Source organism: Pseudomonas sp. TYF_14 (genome assembly GCF_043105275.1).
Lineage (GTDB): Bacteria > Pseudomonadota > Gammaproteobacteria > Pseudomonadales > Pseudomonadaceae > Aquipseudomonas > Aquipseudomonas alloputida.
The window spans coordinates 80,150-96,130 of record NZ_JBICLK010000030.1; the positions used below are offsets into that span (position 1 = coordinate 80,150).

A 15,981-nucleotide genomic window follows, 5' to 3' on the forward strand; every position below is an offset into this window, starting at 1 on the left:
CTTACGAGAGATAGATATGAAGCAAGACATGACTCATAAGCGCATCGTGGTAACGGGCGCCGGTATAGTTAGTCCATTGGGCTGCGGTATTGAAGAGGTATGGCGTAGATTACTCTCTGGCCAATCCGGGATAGTCAAGCTGCCCGACGACATCGTCGAAGGTACTGGTGTCACCGTTGGTGGACGGGTGCCGTCGATTGAAAAGGATGCAGTAGCAGGGTTTCACCCAGACCTTCTGATAGCAGCCAAAGAGCGCAAGAAAATGGATCGGTTCATCGAGTTCGCTCTGGTAGCTGCCGATGAAGCTCTCCAGCAAGCTGACTGGAAACCGGTCACACAGGAGCAGCGCTCACGCACTGCTACAGTCATCGCCTCTGGGGTGGGCGGTTTCGGTGCTATTGCCGATGCGGTACGCACTACCGATACCCGTGGCCCACGCAGGTTGTCGCCATTCACCGCCCCATCCTTCCTGGCCAACATGGCAGCAGGTCATGTTTCGATACGCTTCGGCTTTCAGGGGCCACTCGGCGCTCCTGTCACAGCATGTGCCGCAGGCGTTCAGGCCATCGGCGACGCCGCTCGAATCATCAGAAGCGGTGAAGCGGATATCGCCATTTGCGGGGGCACCGAAGCGGCTATTGATCGCGTCACACTGGGCTGCTTCGCAGCGGCACGGGCGCTTTCTACAAGAGACCTGAATAATCCACACGAAGCATCACGCCCCTTCGACGATCTACGTGATGGATTTGTCATGGCTGAGGGCGCGGGTCTGCTGGTGATTGAATCTCTTGAACATGCGCTGGCTCGTGGTGCTCATCCTCTGGCCGAGCTAGTCGGTTACGGAACGAGCGCAGATGCCTATCATCTCACCGCTGGCCCGGAGGACGGCAGTGGTGCCAGTCGCGCTATGCAGCAGGCCCTTCAACAAGCTGGCGTAGCTCCCCAGGCAGTGGATCATATCAATGCACATGCCACCGCCACGCAAGTTGGTGACAAAGGTGAGTTAGCGGCGATTCGTGCGGTATTCGGCACCGACAGCGGTGTAGCGATAACGTCAACGAAATCGGCCACCGGCCACCTTCTGGGTGCTGCAGGAGGTGTTGAAGCTATCTTCACGATACTTGCATTACGCGATCAGATGATACCACCCACTCTGAACCTAACGCAGATCGATGAGGCGGCAGAAGGTCTTGATCTCGTCGCGCTGTGCGCCCGCAAAAAAACAATGACGTATGCGCTATCTAACGGTTTTGGTTTTGGCGGAGTGAATGCCAGCGCACTGTTTCGCCGTTGGGAGGCCAGTGTATGAAGATCCAGCTCGAAGCTCGAACGGAGGAGCGTGAAGTCCGACATCGATTCGCTGATACTCTCTCGACAAAGGTGATTGTCCTACTCGCAAGCCTTGCGGCTATAAGCAACTTGTCCACAAATATCATCCTTCCCGCATTCCCTGATATTGCAGGCCAACTCAACGTTAAACCCCAGGAGCTTGGGCTCACCCTTTCAAGTTTCTTCATCACATACGCGTTGGCACAGTTGGTGGTCGGGCCACTGGCAGACCGCTATGGGCGCATGAAGCTAGTGGTCGGGGGGCTGATAATTTTTGTAGCAGGGACTTTTTGGGCAAGTACCGCAAGCACGCTCGGCATGCTTATTATCGGGCGCATTATTCAAGCACTTGGAGTATGTGCAGCGGGCGTATTGTCACGGGCGATAGCGCGGGATCTATACAGTGGCGAAACGTTGGCGAAGGCGTTGTCGCTGACCATGATTGCTACAGCGACAGCGCCTGGGTTTTCGCCTTTGATAGGAAGCGTCCTCAACACAACTTTAGGATGGCGCGCCCTTTTTGTCGCAGTAGGTATTAGTGCTGTTTTGATCGCAATATTTTATGTAAGAGGTGTAGGAGAAACTCTGCCCGTCAGCCGTCGCGCTATTCAGTCCACGCGAGCTATTATCAAAGCTTATGGCAAGCTTCTTGGTGACAGGAAATTTATTCTACCTGCGCTGGCAACGAGTCTTTTGATGAGCGGACTTTTCGCCTCTTTCGGTGCGACACCTGCCATATTGATGACGGGTATTGGTCTCACGTCATTACAAATGGGTCTCTATTTTGCAGCAACGGTGTTCATAGTCTTTGCAGCAGGCATGGCAGCGCCCCGCTTGGCTCATCGATTTGGGGGGCAAGCCGTAGCACTAGCCGGTCTATCCACCGCTTTCATAGCCGGGGTATTATTGATGATAGGGCCGAAAGAACCAGGTTTGGGATGGTACTCTCTGTCAATGGTACTCTTCCTTTGGGGGATGGGGCTTGCAAACCCTCTCGGAACGGCTATTACAATGGGGCCATTCGGCAAGGAAGCGGGTTTAGCTTCAGCTTTACTCGGTTTCCTCACTATGGGTCTAGGCGCAGCTTCCACTTGGATCGTATCAACTCCAAATGTTCCTACTAGCATTGCCCTAGGAGCGACTCAAAGCGTTGTTTGCCTATTAGGATTACTTCTCTTCACCATATACATTTACATAAAACGGTAAATTTATGCGTAAGCTTTAGAGCAAATAAAATTTTCGAAGCATGGCCATACTGGAAGAGAGTGATGCCAGGTAATTGTCGGCCCAGGCTTACCTTATCCGAACCTCTCTCGATGGCTAATGCAGAGATAGCATAAGGATCAACGTCCTGGGGGCAACTGTAATGGAGTGGTCACCACTAGGTAATCGCTATCAAACTAATGCGCCCCGCAGTTGCTCCCCTCTCCGTAACGCATGGATAATCTAAATCAGCTCTTACCTTTAGCTAGCTTTGCTGCCAAAAACGCCGCAGTCCAGAGCTGGTCTGCCAACCATTTGATGGGCCTGGCAGGGCGTAGAGCTACTCGGAAATCATTTAGCCATGCATCAATGAGGCCAGTGTTGGTGAGGCTCACGGAAGCCTCGTAGCTCTCATCATTGTCTGGATCATTAGAGGACGAGGTAGCCTCGAATAAAACGGTGCGCTTGCATTGCTAGGATTCAAATGCACGCAGGAAAAAGACGCTTACCTACCAAAACGGCTTGTTTTGGAAAACCTTGAGCGCAGAATTTGAATTTCTCCGGAATTTTCAATAGCGAAAGCACATTGCATGGCTGACGCAAGAGATTACTCATCCCAAAATGCAGGCGAAAAAAAGCCCCTTTACGGGGCTTTTACACGTTCCTGGATATTCCGTATCGTCGGAACGCGCCTCTATGAAGGTCACAGGGCTTACAAGATGTTGCGTTAGCAGTGATCTGGAGTGCTTCAGTTCAAGATGGTGCGAGTATAATTAACTGAATACTGGCAAGTCAATATATTTCGCACAACCAAGCGCCAAAGATAATGCGGCAGGTAGTTAAGAGTATGCTCTAGATATCCTGTTATATCCGCCATGAAGTGTATTCTTATCTGGCTACAGCCAATTGATCATGACCTTTGAATGACTGACAAACCTTTCCAGGATGGACTTGTCCCCAAGCAAGCGGAGCGCGCAGGCCAAGATGACCGGAGGCGAAAAGGATGGACGCCCGCAAGGGCCGAGACTGGGCGGAACGTCAAGGCTCGGTTTACGACAGCCTGGCCGCGAGGCGGCGCGCCCGAACCCTTAACGTGGCTTGAAAAGTACATCCATATCTTCACTCATTCCCCCGGAAAACCCATCGCCCATGCGGAACCGGAACGGGTATCCTTTTGACCTGAGCCGAAGACTTGGGGTGGGACGGTGTCGAAGCAAGACGAACGACTTCAGCAGGTAGCTGATTACATAGAAGCCATCAAACAGGCTGAAGCGGAAAGAACGCACCAAGAATTGGCAGTCCTCCAGAGAATGGCGAGCGAGACCCTCTCTCCTCCACCTCCTATCGACAGCTCATCCATCAAAGCCATCAAGTCTTTCCAGGCAAGCTATACCGGCACCCAGGCTCTATTAGAAAAGGCCCGGGTGACTAGCTCTCTGCTTGATGACTCGTATGGAAAATCCCTTAAGCAAATTCGGGAGTTCGCGGACAAGGCCATGGCACCAGCGGCTGCAGCAATGCGTGCGATGGAAAACCTCTATCCGATCAAGCAGATTGAAGCCATCACGCGACTAACCTCCAGCCCTTTATTTCAGCCGTTTGGGAGTATTTCAGGATTGCAGTTCCCCACCTTCGAGAGCGCGGCTACACAAGCGATGGAAAGGATCTCGGCCCAGATTCAAGCACTAGATGGACTGAAATCTTTCCGCAGTATCTGGGCAGAAAATGAAGCAACCCAGGCTAGGCTGGCGAGCTTCGCACAGATGCACAGCGTCACTGAGGGGTTAGCAAAGCTGCACGTTACGCCGAAGTACAGCGAAATGATGAAGCAGGTAGCCATCCTTGCAGAGTCTCCGTTGTTCGAGGCACTCGAACGCACGTCTGCGAGCAAGCTAGCCAGACTGTTTGAAGAATATGAAATCGTCGACCAGACAGCCTTGGTTCGGGAGCCGGCAGCTCGCTATGACGTTCAGCCCGTCCAGGATGCGTCACTTCAAACAGAGATCATTGATGCACTCGACGGCAAGGAGAATCGCAAGCCGCTTTCGCCTGCCGCGTTCCTCCTGCTTTGCTGCATCCTGAGTTTCCTGTCAGGCACCTTGGCGCATGTGAGCCAGTGGAAAGACTTCAAGGACGGGCTGTGTGATCTCAACGATCTTACCCTTCAATCGGATTCTACTGCAGAGGCCCACAGGCTGGTTCGTTCCTCGATGTGCCATATGCCTAAAAGCGCCAAGGCGCGTGTGAGGCTCGTGGCCAGGGACAACGTAAACCTTCGCTACTCGCCAAGCATGAAGGCCGAGGTGATCATGCCTTTAAAGCAATATGCCGTGCTGGAAATTGTAGACTCGAGCGACAAAACCTGGCTGGAGGTCATTTACAAGCACGAAGGTATTGAGATCCAGGGCTGGGTATCCAGGAGCATGGTGAAGACCATTCAGTAGGGATGACATATTCCCTCCTCATCAGCCATGGCGTGACCGACCACCATCTGTTCATCGATGGTGGCCGCCACCAAAGTCGCTCTAACCAGCCTCCTCCAGATCTTCGATTGCCGTCCACTCAAGGCAATTACCAGGCTTCGGTTTCGAGGCATCGAGCAGGTAGTCCAACAATACCTTCACCTTCTCAGCAGACTCAGCGTCATTCTGGATTCGCACGAATGCTCGATAAGGTTTTTCATCCTTGGACTCTTTACCGAACAGGGCTGTTTCGAAACACGTCCGGCATGCTACGAGCCTGACACGACCTTCCGCATTGTCGAGTTTCAGCACGGAGGCGATGGTGCTGTTCATCCCCCATGCCGGGTTGCCTTTTCCGGCCACCGTGAGAGGGCTGTCCGTATCATGCAAAATGGTGAACTGCTTCGAGAATTGCAGAAGGACTTTTGCCAGGGACGGAATGATCCCCTTGCCACGAGCACGGATGATTTGAACATCCTTGTACTCGTCAAGATACATGTCCCTAATGATCGAGAATGCCGTGTACTCGGTGTCGCCCTCTACGATGATTTGACGTCCCCCGAAGAAGAACTCGTTCACGTAAGGATCACACACGTTGAGCATTTTGAGATTTTTCTTATCGTCATCGTCCAGTTTGGCACGGATAGGTCTGTACAAGGTCGTGCTTTCCACCTCGTTGCCTTCGCCACGGTACACACGAACGATGGTGGTGTTGTCCTTGGACAGATCGATAAAGATCGGTGAATGGGAGGTAATCATCACCTGCCAGTTGCCGGTCTGCGGCAGATCGTAGAGCACTGCTCTGGCCTCACGAATGGCAGAGGGATGAAGGCAAATCTCAGGCTCATCCAACAGCAGGACGTGCGGCCTAGTGCCTTCGCTATCCTTGGCCTCCGACAGGTATTTCAAGGCTGCCCAGAGCAAGGTTCGACGTGCACCACTACCCTGGTTGGCAATGCCTGACAGGTAACCATCCTTTGGCCCCATCAGCAGATCGGCAGTGGTTTTAAACGGGGTGTAGGCCTTTTCGATGTCCAGCTCAGGTTTGGCATCAAACTTCACGTGGTGGTTCGGGAACAGGCGGTCGAGATACTTGGTAATCTCAGACTCGATGGATGCAACTTCTGCCTCAGTCGCTTCCACAGCTTTCGTCTGGAGCAGTTTAATCTTCTCGATTACAAGCTCGTAGTCAGAAAGCGCTTGAGCAGGATCCGACTTAATCTGTTGGACACGCTCCTTCAGCAAAGAGCTGATCAGGTTGACGATTTCATTCGCTTGAGTATCGGGTGAAGCAAACGCGTCGATGCGATGAGGGCGCGGGCGTTTAGCGTTAGCAACGTTTGGCGCCCCCCAAGGCACCTGTACATCCCAGTCGCCCTTTTGCACATCGAAGCCCTGCCGCACCGGATCCTTGGTTGGACTGTCCCAAATCCACCGCTCGCGAATCAGAAACTCCCCGTTGGCCTTAGCATCAAGCCAGCGCGCTCCTGGCGCATCGCTGAATACGATGGTTTGAAGCTCAATGGTCGGAAGCGCTTCCCTCTCTACTACGCCGTTTGGGAAGTCGTTGATGCTCAGCTTTCCGGCAGCCGACCCGTGGGACATCACGATTTCATAGGCTCGTAAGATGCTACTTTTACCGGCATTGTTGGCACCCACCAACACAACGATGTCATCCAGTTCGATCTCAACCGGCGTGGAACCGATTGACCGAAAATTCTGAATGATGAGCTTATGCAGTCTTGGGCGTGGGGTACCCTCTTCAATCAGTGGAACAATTTCAGCTACCGCAGGCTTCTTGGCCATACAAAAATCCCTGTAAATGAAAATTGATTACCCAAGACTGCGGAACTTTGGGCCACAGGAATATGTTCACTATCACCCACAATGTCAATCTGACATTATTGCAATTTTTATCGAGCTTCACTTTGGGACGTCAATGCATAACTCCGCAAATCAAAGGCGACGCGCTCTGCTGCGTAGAGGCTAGTTAGGACTCAGGCGAGCAATACCCTTGCTAGATTCATGGACGTCATTCAGGCCGTATCTCAGACTTGAAGTTGGTAAGACCTTGCGCACTGGTGTGCTCGTCGCAGCGTAGTGAGCATCAGTTCGTAGCAATAGTTGAGAGGAACAGTTGGGAATTCATGGGATGGCTTCGCAGTATTCATGATTGATGGATGAGTAGGTATCTTGCCTGGGGTTTTAAACCACATCGGCACAAAAGGCCGCCAACAAGGCTCTTGGTTTCACGTAGCCGCTTGGCTACTCTCGCTACGGCATGCAACCTGCACCAGACTGACTTACGCCCATAGCCCAAATTATGTCGATTCAAAAACTATCTTGACCAGGCCATATCACAGTGCCATCATCAAGCGTTTTTTCAATATTTTGATACGGAAATTGGAGTAATGGATTATAAGACGGAATGTTGGGGCAAAGAATTCCACTGCTTCGGAACTGCACAGATTTTCGAAAAACGTGCTAAAAACCTTCAAAAACTCCGGACTTGGATCACTTTCCTAGGCATCATCTCGCCGGTACTAATAGGGGGAACCGTACTCGCCTTCGGTACCGGCGCTGTGATTCTCCCCTATGCATTGACCTGCGCCGGCCTGGTTGGCCTCGTACAGCTGACGCTTTCAGTGTGGTCGTTGGTGGCTCGCTGGGACGAACAGTATGAGTATGCCCTAGAGTCCACAAAAGCGAACACGGAACTCTACAACCGTTTCAAGAACATCCCTCAGGATGAGGCCCAAAAAATACCAGAGCTGTTCAGGTCGGCAGTGGCCGATTATCAAGCCAGAGAGCTAGTTGACCTGACGAAAAGCATCTCGGATAAAGAAAAGAGATATGCCAACCGTAAAAGCTTGCATTACTATCGCAAGCCATGTTCGGTCTGCAGTATTACCCCTATGTCTTTGAAGCCCTCTAAGTGTGATGGCTGCGGCGATTTTTAACCAAGGAGATCAACATGACTGATAATGTCTCGAAAATTGTAGGTGCCTTTTTGAAGCTCAGCCCATCTGAGCGCCGCAAGGTTGTAGAGGTCGTAGCCAAGCTTCAAACTGCTCCTGGCCCATTAAATGAGAGCCGAATCATCAAGAGCTTCGGACTTGAGTCCATGGAGAATTCGACCACCATTAACTTTGCGCCAATCCCTGGCGGATGCCCTGCCTGCGGAAGATAAGACTCACCCTGCATGCCTAAGCGAAATTAGTTTAGGCACTACCATTCAAGTAACAATTTTGAAAATTCATTAGCTTTACTTATGCCAAAACTGAGACTCACCAGCAAGAAAGAATAAGCCCCTAAAAACCTGGATCAGAAGCAGCCATAAAACAACTGAAGGAGTTGTATATGCCGATCTATATGGTTACTTGGAATCTCAACAATGAGCGACAAAATTACAACCAGGCGCGCAAAGCGTTCGTCGACCATCTAGAGCGCCACCCCAATATTAAAGACCAGGGCCTTGAATCAGTTCGCTTCATCGAAAGCCAAAAAAACGCCACTGATCTTTATAAGGATTTATCGACCAAGCTTGATAAAAATGATCGAGTGGTGGTCACCAAGCTTGAAAAACCGTACTTTGATGGCTGGATTGATCAGACAGTTATTAATTGGATCAACGCTAGAACCTAGCATGACCGGTAGTCACTGAATAAAACCCAGCGTTTACGCTGCTTTTGTATTTAGGGTCGACTAGATACCAGCCTACGAATAGTGGGCTGAGTCTTAGGTCTAAGGTTGGGAAGGTGGAATTGTCAGCTTTGATGTCATGGCACAAGAGCAACTCCTGTCATCCTTAGTGGGTTAACCCAGCAAGCGGAGCGCGCAGGCCACGATGGCCGTAGAGGTGGCCCGGAGGGCCAAGCCCAGTTCCAACTGGGCTTGGTTTACGACAGCCGTACCCGAAGGGTCACCCAAATCAGCGGTGAAGCTTACTGAACCGCTCTACCAATAAGGCGGGAGCTATCGACTTCCACGTATCGAGAACTGAGGTTTTGTGGAAGAGGTAGACACCACAACCCACAAAGAACCCTCCAGTCAAAATGCCTATCACCGAGGCTCCCCAGTTTATAAAATTCCACTGCTGCGACGTCGAGCGACCGTCGATCAAAAAATCTGCTCCAAAGACCAGGGCAATCCAACTCAAAACAAATGCCACAGTACCCCATATCGCAGCAATCACCCAGAAGTGCAGCTGCACTTTATATCTCATGCTGGGCACACGGAGGAGCCGTCCGCTCGCGGTCTTCGCTGCCAGGACGATTGCAGTATTTTTGACCTTATTTTTTGAGTTCTGCACGAGAGCATAGAACTCAACATGAGCCCCTTGCTCCAGGTCTTCATAGATCTGGATTGGGATCTTGCAGTTGGGGATTAACACCCCGTCGATTTTCATGATGACCTGCACGAAACCCGTGAGATGCTCGAAAACTCGTATGTCCTCTAGGCAGCCCGAAAATTTCAGGTATTCAAACTTTATAAACACTTACAGCTCCTTGCTTTACCTGAATTTCAGGCACGATAACGCCATGGGCACAACTCGGCGTGCCCAGGCTGGATTTCATAATGCAGTTATGTGTTAGGGTAGCGATTGCCCACGTGCAGGCAAAAATCTCTTAAGCTCCGACGCCCTCCATCACGGCGGAATGTAGCCACCACATACCTAGAATGGATGGTCGTGATCACCCAAAACTTCCCTTCCTTTTTTACACCTAGGATATCGGAAGTTTGGATCAGGTGCCCGTCAGCAAAACGCCCGTGGGGCCCTTGACGGACATGACCGAACACGATACCCACCGCCGTAGTTTTATGAATCTGGACGTTAACAAGAAACGCAGTAACGTCATCTTCATACTTCTGACCAACCGCTCTTGCTATGCGAATCAGGTCAAAATCAGAGTAGCGCTTAGTGTAAAAGTCGACCTCAACTCGATTGTCGTCAGACATTGTTACAGCCTCCGAGCCCTGCAGTTGAAGTGGATTTCTTGGTACGACTACGATACAGCTCTTTCAAGCCAGTCAAGGACTCATCTTTGCGGCTTGGTTCATGCGAGTCGATGTAAACCTCACCGCCCTCAACCTCAAGGATCGAGACCGGCACTTCATCCACGCTGAAGCCCATGGAGAGAGACACCAGCTTCTCCATCTTCCAGCCATCGCTTTTGTTCATCCAGCCGGGTGTTACCGCTTGGACTTCCTGAACAACCAAGGTTTCATCTTGCGCCACTAGCAACTCAACGAGCCGGGTCTCGTCATTGAGCATTTCTTCATAGTTCCTGAATTGACCTTCATGAAGACGCTGGACGCTCACGTGGTACCAGTGGGTAGCAAGCGCCCTGGAAACGCCATGCCAATGCATAAGACCATCGCCGAACATGCCAGGGATGCCAGCCATGTCAGCTTGGTGCGAACGGAACATATCTTGATCTCTGAAACAGTCGAGTCGTCACAAGCGGGGCCGCGACACCTAGAAGATTGAGAAGATGCCTTGCAGGCTCGAGGACTTACGGTACCCAGGGCCCTTCAGCACATAGACCGTATTCCTCGTCTCGAAGAGATATCCTTCCTTGAATGTTCGAGCGATTGTTGACCTAACCCAGTGGCCAGGCTCGAAGCGCCGCTGCTCGTCGTGAACAACCCTGTGGGCAAACAGGAACATAGGCTGGCATCCAGCAGCAGCTACCTTGGCTAATTCGTCCTCCGTGAGGATGGCATCCATGATCACCCACTCTTCTACAACGCAAAGAGGCATCCGCTTGTAGTGCCCCTTTGCGGCGAGAAGCACACCTTCAAGGGTCAGGTCAGAGCCGACCAGGTCAACGCCTCCCTCCCCCAATAGCACGTGGCTGAGTGGGCCTTCCATCAAGCATATCCCCGTATTTTATTAACCATAAATTGCCAGCTAGGCCAGCGTACCGCCAAAAGGACAACTATAGACGTTTGTTTGGCGGCAAGCAAACGGGGCATACATCTTGGTTTTTGGGGATTCGTAATGTCGCTCCGCTACTCCTTCGCTGCCGTGCTTCAGTTGTTGCGCCTGCGTAAAGGGATAACTCAGCCTGCCATGACCAAGCATGTGAACCAGCAGACAGTGAGTAAATTGGAGATGGCTAGGAGTTCCGTTTCCTTGGGGACCAGCTACAAACTCGCTGCTGGGCTCGAGATTGAGACCGTGACCCTCGTCGCCCTGACCATTGCCTCTCACGACCGTCGCACGGCCAGAGATATTCTTCTGGCTTCGCTAGCTGAGGTTGAGGGCCTGGATCTAGCTGATGTCGCTGTCCCCGCCGAGCCAGAGCGGCTGCCCCCAATGAACATCTCTGGAGCAAGGGAAAAGCTGGAGGCAGTCCAAAAGCTAAAAGCTAAAGGACTCACTCAGGTTGAGGCTGCAAGGCAGCTGGGGATGCCGGAGTCGACATTGCGTCGGTTTTGGCATCATGTATCGGACGACTGACTTTCAACGTCATGCAGGGCTAGCCACTGTCCTTGTCGTCTAACGCTGCTCCGCTCACGAAACGAAGTCTCCTGTAGAGATCCGGGCCGACCAGAGTCACCAAAAACCCAGTTGCTGGACGCTGGTGCTGCGACCCTGCAATCCAAGCCGCCCATTGAGGACATCAACGCAAATTAGGATGGCTTCCATTTCTACCACGACCATCCGGATGTGCAGATGGAAGCTCACCACTACTGCTCCATCCTCAATCTTTTTCCTTGACCAAGAAGGTGCAGGTTTGGCTGACGGGACGCGCTTTTAGTTCGAAACATTTGGCTTCTCCGTCGAAGCTCAATGTAACGAATACGTTCCACCGGTTAATTGACACCCAAGAAGAATTACTTGCCATGGCTGGGCAGGCCAAGGCGAAACGCGCTTTGATGTTCATCATGCTTGGTTGATTGAGAATCTAGATAATGGCCGAGTGCGAATTTTTACCCAAGAAACTCAGAACGGCCAACCACCTGAAGAGCTGGCTCGCACCAAGCCAAACCCGATGATCAATGGCCATCAAGATTGGCTAGAAGACCTAGTAGCACCAAACCAAAGTCGTTCAGCTTGAAATGCTCTAGATTGAGAGCAATAACACGAAGTATCGGTCGCCCACTTAACATTAGGTTGCGACATAACCTACTGTAGTTTTCCGCAGTCTACCCTCAGCAACTGCAGCCTTAAAAACAACCCCAGCTCTAACATTTCCGATCCTGTTATTTTTTGCGAACTCTTTCAACGGAACCGGCGTGCCAGCTTCCATCACGCTCAAATCCTTGAGCAGAGAAACCAAAAACTCATCATTAGACAACGGTACAGTTTCTACAGTTTTTTGGGTTTCTCGAGGGTCATCCGACTGCGGAAATGCTGGCTTTTCCAGAGAGTGATCTGGCTGTGAACTTTGCATAAATTGAGCTTGTGAGAAATCCCCGGAAATTCTGGATTTCGAGAGGTCACGAAGAGAAATCAAGATCAGAGCAGGCACGATTTCCAGTGCCAGAGAGAAACCCAAGCATAGCCACGTGGAAAACTCAGGGCTAATGGATGATGCTTTGCCATTAACAGATTGAATTCGCGAAATTTCTGATGAGTCCTGATTCATTCTCTCAATAGCACTATCTCGCTCTTTGGAGATTCGAGCATGGGAAGACTCTTCGTATGAAAGCGCTTTGGAAACAACTCCGGAAGATCTGAGTCCAGCTGCTTGCCTGCGGACACTTTCGGCTTCTGAATCTAAGCGAGTAATAAGTGCCGTATCACTTGCGACCCTACTCTTCAGAAAACTAGCTCGCTGTTCAGACAAAGCCTTAACTTGACTCTGACTATCCAGAATTGATGACATCAGACGGTCGTATGTAGCCCACCCACTAACCGCGCTCAAGATGACCGCTGAGATCGCGATTCCGCCAATCGTCAAGATGCTGCGGAGTTTTGGAATAACAGACCACGCAAGGCACTTAAACAAGTCAAGCAACACAGCAGCGAACGCAAACAATAATGCAAATCCTTTATTCTCAACTAGCGCATACACCCCAATACTTACCGACACAGCAGTGACACAAGCAAGCAATGAGGCAACACAATAAAGCAATACATTCAATTTCATGAAACTGGCCACATCAAAACTTAAGTTCATATTTATATACAGCTCGACATTATAAGTGAGGCGAAAAACTCGACATGAGCCCTTCATAGTATTGCTTGCCACGCCCAGGGGAATACTCAACGAAATAGCTTGCAGGCTGCATCAACCTCGCCTTAAAACCCTCACCAAAAAACAAATTAAGCAGCCGAAGCATATCCTCAATCAGCTTGAAGATTTCGACTTGCTTAGCGGTGTATCTAATGTAGAGCCTTTTACCCCTCCCTCTACTTGAGAACTCGTAGTAGTAGAATCGAGCTCTTTCTTGCTTCTCTCTATCTCTTTTAGCAATCTCAACCTGAAGTTCGTGAATGCTTTCGGGGTCATAGTGAATTCCCTCTTGGATCGTTAGCTTGTGCCACGTCAGCCTTGAACGCTTGAGCTTTCTGCCGCTTATATGTTTGCCGTCAAATTCGAAAGAAATACCTTTGGGTTGACCTTCTTCGTCTAGGGTCAGGTTGATGAATACCTTTTGCTTTCTGAGTGCCCTGACGAAGTCAAACATGTCGCCATTTGTTGCCTGGGTACGTTCGATTGCTCCGGCGATTTTCGCGATCATCTTGTGCTTCAGTGGTAGATCATCGTCGCGGATTGATGCCTGCAATTCGGCATGGGTAATCGAGACGCCCCATGTGTCTTTGGGTTTCGGCGCCTTATACAGGCCAAATCGGTCTTCGATCCGAGAAACGGAGTCAAGACTCACGCTTCGCTCGTTGCTATCTTTGACTATTCCGAAGTCGTCGTTGAGGCGGATGCGGTTTACGACGATGTGGACATGCTGGTGATCTTTGTCTTGATGCATTACAGCTACGTGCTGGGTTGTCTCGTCAAACCCCAGATCTGCTAGGTACGTCTGGACAGCTGTGCGCCACTGAGCAACTGTCAGCGACTCTCCAGGGCGTAGGGACAGCATTGCATGAAAGACAGGCTTTATGGGCTTGTCTGAGTCTATGGACAGGCGTCTGAGGGCCTCTACTTGGTCGAATTCTTTGATCATGTCGGACAGGTCTGACTCATCCCCCTGCAGTACAGCAGGCAGAGGGTCTTCGCTCTTTGTGTTAAAGCTTATCGTTCGGATGCCGGAGATTTCATGATCGTGCTTTGTGCAGCCGAAGATGTACCTGATACGGGCTTTGAACGAGCCGGCGCTTTTTGGGAAGATCTTGCCGATCATTGCACACCCTCAAGGTTTACCTGTGCTATGTACTTCACCTTTTCCAGAAGTTGGCTGCCTGGGCGGTCGGCGTTGATCATAGATGCAAGGTTCATCAGCTCGCGGGCGATCTGTACAACATCTTGGGAGACTTTGAGCTTAACCTGACCACTGGCAACAAAGTCTCTTATAAACGCGCTTGCGGACTTGTAGCCAGCCTCAGTCATCTTGGCTTCAAGGATCTGTAACTCTGACTTTGTGAGTCGAATAGTGATCCTTGAGTCTTTGTTTTGCTTAACTTGGCTTTTCATCTGACCCACCTTATTGTTTTTATATGAGCTTTACTCTAACGCAACACCCGTAGGGATGTGAGCAGCCTTAATTGTCTGCCACAGACACACCTGGCTAAAAAGAGGCTCTAAACTTATTGTGCACTTGGAGATTTTAGTGTCTCAACAATTAATTCCAGAAAGTTGAATATATAACCAAACCTTCGCAAGGTGTGAATGCGAAATCGCAGTACAAGATTGCAAAACCGCAAGAACACAAAGCGAAATCACAGTAATCGAGTGCAAAACCACAAGACAATACTGCGACGTCGCAAGCAACTATTGCGTTTTCGCTTACAGGTAGTGCGAATCGGCGCTAGAGCGATACTGACTTTGCGTCAAGTATTTTAGTGTCGAGAGGTCTCAAAGTGTGCAGAAAGCCACGACAAACATGTTCTTTATCAACCTGAGCGTTGGAATAAATCTCTTCTTCGACCCTAATTGCAGCTCGCCGAATCTCTGAGAGATATGCAGTTTTATAGCCGTCGGTAACGTCCACGGACTGCCCCTCCCCGTCATGATTGCAGAGAACTTTAATATAAAACGCTCCAACCTCAGCACGCTCAGCAATAGAAATGAAACTGGCTCGAAGAATTTTCCGTGGGAGATGCTTCCTATCGATAAGACTTCTAGAAACTTTAGTCAAAAAGTCCCTGACATTCGACTCACTAATCTTGGGTTGGTCGACGCCAGCAAATACGTAATCACCGCTAGTTTGCCTCATCGCATATAGCAATTGACAATACGCAGAGTCATTGAGTACCAAGTGGAATTCCTCTGAGTTTTTTAGCGCATCAGACTCATCAGCTTTGTCGCGAGGAGGGAATATAATAGACCTGGTTTTATGACAAACATAATCTTTCCTGATCTTCTCAATTTCGCCAGGACGAACACCCGAAAAAAGCATAAAGAGAACAGCTGCTGATGCGGTTTTAAATGAGGTTGGGACTTCGCGCCGTGGCTGAGCATCACCAATTTCGATTGCATTTGAGATAACAGCTCCAAGCTCGTTTGGATTTACCCGAATTTTGTCACGCTTATTGTCATGCCAATTGCCAAGCGCAGTCATGATATCCACTGGATTGTAAGTATAAATACGTGCCCCGGCTTCATCCTTATAAAAAACGATGGCATAAGAGAAAACCGAGCCCAATAACGAAACCGCTTTATTAGCCGAACGGTTGCGCGGCTGACTCATTTTCCCGCTAGCCCTCATCACTGGGGCAGTTGTTTTAGCATGCAGTTCAAGCACAATGTCATTCGTCACAGCGATCAACGCTAGATCACCATACATAGGCCTGATGTAGTTATCGAAGGTTTTCGTATAATCGCCAATAGTGCTTTTAGCAAGTTTAGTTTTATTAGCA

16 protein-coding genes and 1 pseudogene are annotated in these 15,981 nt (G+C 50.4%); 8 read left to right on the plus strand and 9 right to left on the minus strand.

The window, feature by feature from the left end; genetic code table 11:
• The first annotated feature begins 16 nt into the window (after positions 1–16).
• The 3 genes from fabF to ACF8O8_RS08865 all read left to right on the plus strand — a co-directional run bounded on the left by fabF (position 17) and on the right by ACF8O8_RS08865 (position 4,976).
• Positions 17–1,309, plus strand: coding sequence for a beta-ketoacyl-ACP synthase II (gene fabF / locus ACF8O8_RS08855; RefSeq protein WP_392509557.1), 1,293 nt, complete (start codon positions 17–19; stop codon positions 1,307–1,309).
• On the plus strand, positions 1,306–2,535 hold the full coding sequence (locus tag ACF8O8_RS08860; RefSeq protein WP_281869222.1) for a multidrug effflux MFS transporter: 1,230 nt from the start codon (positions 1,306–1,308) through the stop codon (positions 2,533–2,535). Before fabF ends, ACF8O8_RS08860 begins: the two co-directional genes overlap by 4 nt.
• A gap of 1,202 nt (positions 2,536–3,737) precedes the next feature.
• Positions 3,738–4,976, plus strand: coding sequence for an SH3 domain-containing protein (locus ACF8O8_RS08865; RefSeq protein WP_281869221.1), 1,239 nt, complete (start codon positions 3,738–3,740; stop codon positions 4,974–4,976).
• A gap of 81 nt (positions 4,977–5,057) precedes the next feature.
• On the opposite strand, the gene ACF8O8_RS08870 is transcribed toward ACF8O8_RS08865, so the two are convergent.
• Positions 5,058–6,800 carry an ATP-dependent endonuclease gene (locus ACF8O8_RS08870; RefSeq protein ID WP_281869219.1) on the minus strand — a complete coding sequence of 581 codons (1,743 nt, stop codon included), beginning with the start codon at positions 6,798–6,800 and terminating at the stop codon, positions 5,058–5,060.
• A 605-nt stretch (positions 6,801–7,405) separates the two neighbouring features.
• Here ACF8O8_RS08870 and ACF8O8_RS08875 point away from each other — a divergent pair.
• The 3 genes from ACF8O8_RS08875 (at position 7,406) to ACF8O8_RS08885 (ending at position 8,639) form a co-directional block, all read left to right on the plus strand.
• Positions 7,406–7,954, plus strand: coding sequence for a mobilome CxxCx(11)CxxC protein (locus ACF8O8_RS08875; protein WP_281869218.1), 549 nt, complete (start codon positions 7,406–7,408; stop codon positions 7,952–7,954).
• Positions 7,955–7,968: 14 nt separating this feature from the next.
• Positions 7,969–8,184 (plus strand): hypothetical protein, encoded by a 216-nt coding sequence (locus ACF8O8_RS08880; protein WP_281869217.1) that lies wholly within the window; start codon positions 7,969–7,971, stop codon positions 8,182–8,184.
• Positions 8,185–8,354: 170 nt separating this feature from the next.
• The gene (locus ACF8O8_RS08885; RefSeq protein ID WP_281869216.1) at positions 8,355–8,639 is read left to right on the plus strand and encodes a hypothetical protein; all 285 of its coding nucleotides are present in this window, start codon (positions 8,355–8,357) and stop codon (positions 8,637–8,639) included.
• A gap of 286 nt (positions 8,640–8,925) precedes the next feature.
• Here the strand turns inward: ACF8O8_RS08885 and ACF8O8_RS08890 are convergent, their stop codons facing one another.
• The 4 genes from ACF8O8_RS08890 to ACF8O8_RS08905 form a co-directional block, all read right to left on the minus strand.
• Positions 8,926–9,492, minus strand: coding sequence for a hypothetical protein (locus tag ACF8O8_RS08890; protein WP_392509558.1), 567 nt, complete (start codon positions 9,490–9,492; stop codon positions 8,926–8,928).
• A gap of 86 nt (positions 9,493–9,578) precedes the next feature.
• Positions 9,579–9,953: a hypothetical protein gene (locus ACF8O8_RS08895; RefSeq protein ID WP_281869214.1), complete on the minus strand. Its 375-nt coding sequence runs from the start codon at positions 9,951–9,953 to the stop codon at positions 9,579–9,581.
• A complete protein-coding gene (locus tag ACF8O8_RS08900; protein WP_281869213.1) occupies positions 9,946–10,425 on the minus strand; it encodes a hypothetical protein in 480 nt (159 codons plus the stop codon). The genes ACF8O8_RS08895 and ACF8O8_RS08900 overlap by 8 nt, the downstream gene beginning before the upstream one ends.
• Before the next feature lie 48 nt (positions 10,426–10,473).
• Positions 10,474–10,869: a DUF6957 family protein gene (locus tag ACF8O8_RS08905; RefSeq protein WP_281869211.1), complete on the minus strand. Its 396-nt coding sequence runs from the start codon at positions 10,867–10,869 to the stop codon at positions 10,474–10,476.
• A 129-nt stretch (positions 10,870–10,998) separates the two neighbouring features.
• Here ACF8O8_RS08905 and ACF8O8_RS08910 point away from each other — a divergent pair, with 129 nt between their 5' ends.
• Both ACF8O8_RS08910 and ACF8O8_RS08915 read left to right on the plus strand, forming a co-directional pair.
• On the plus strand, positions 10,999–11,460 hold the full coding sequence (locus ACF8O8_RS08910) for a transcriptional regulator (RefSeq protein ID WP_392509559.1): 462 nt from the start codon (positions 10,999–11,001) through the stop codon (positions 11,458–11,460).
• A gap of 46 nt (positions 11,461–11,506) precedes the next feature.
• Positions 11,507–11,709, plus strand: a pseudogene (locus ACF8O8_RS08915) (DUF1264 domain-containing protein); the annotation flags it as partial.
• A 403-nt stretch (positions 11,710–12,112) separates the two neighbouring features.
• Here the strand turns inward: ACF8O8_RS08915 and ACF8O8_RS08920 are convergent.
• The 4 genes from ACF8O8_RS08920 to ACF8O8_RS08935 form a co-directional block, all read right to left on the minus strand.
• Positions 12,113–13,096, minus strand: coding sequence for a hypothetical protein (locus tag ACF8O8_RS08920; RefSeq protein ID WP_392509560.1), 984 nt, complete (start codon positions 13,094–13,096; stop codon positions 12,113–12,115).
• A 49-nt stretch (positions 13,097–13,145) separates the two neighbouring features.
• A complete protein-coding gene (locus tag ACF8O8_RS08925; RefSeq protein WP_392509561.1) occupies positions 13,146–14,306 on the minus strand; it encodes a relaxase/mobilization nuclease domain-containing protein in 1,161 nt (386 codons plus the stop codon).
• Positions 14,303–14,596, minus strand: coding sequence for a ribbon-helix-helix domain-containing protein (locus tag ACF8O8_RS08930; RefSeq protein ID WP_392509562.1), 294 nt, complete (start codon positions 14,594–14,596; stop codon positions 14,303–14,305). The genes ACF8O8_RS08925 and ACF8O8_RS08930 overlap by 4 nt, the downstream gene beginning before the upstream one ends.
• Positions 14,597–14,930: 334 nt before the next feature.
• Positions 14,931–15,981, minus strand: a 1,051-nt coding sequence (locus tag ACF8O8_RS08935) for a recombinase (protein WP_392509563.1), incomplete at its 5' end; no start/stop codon positions are given.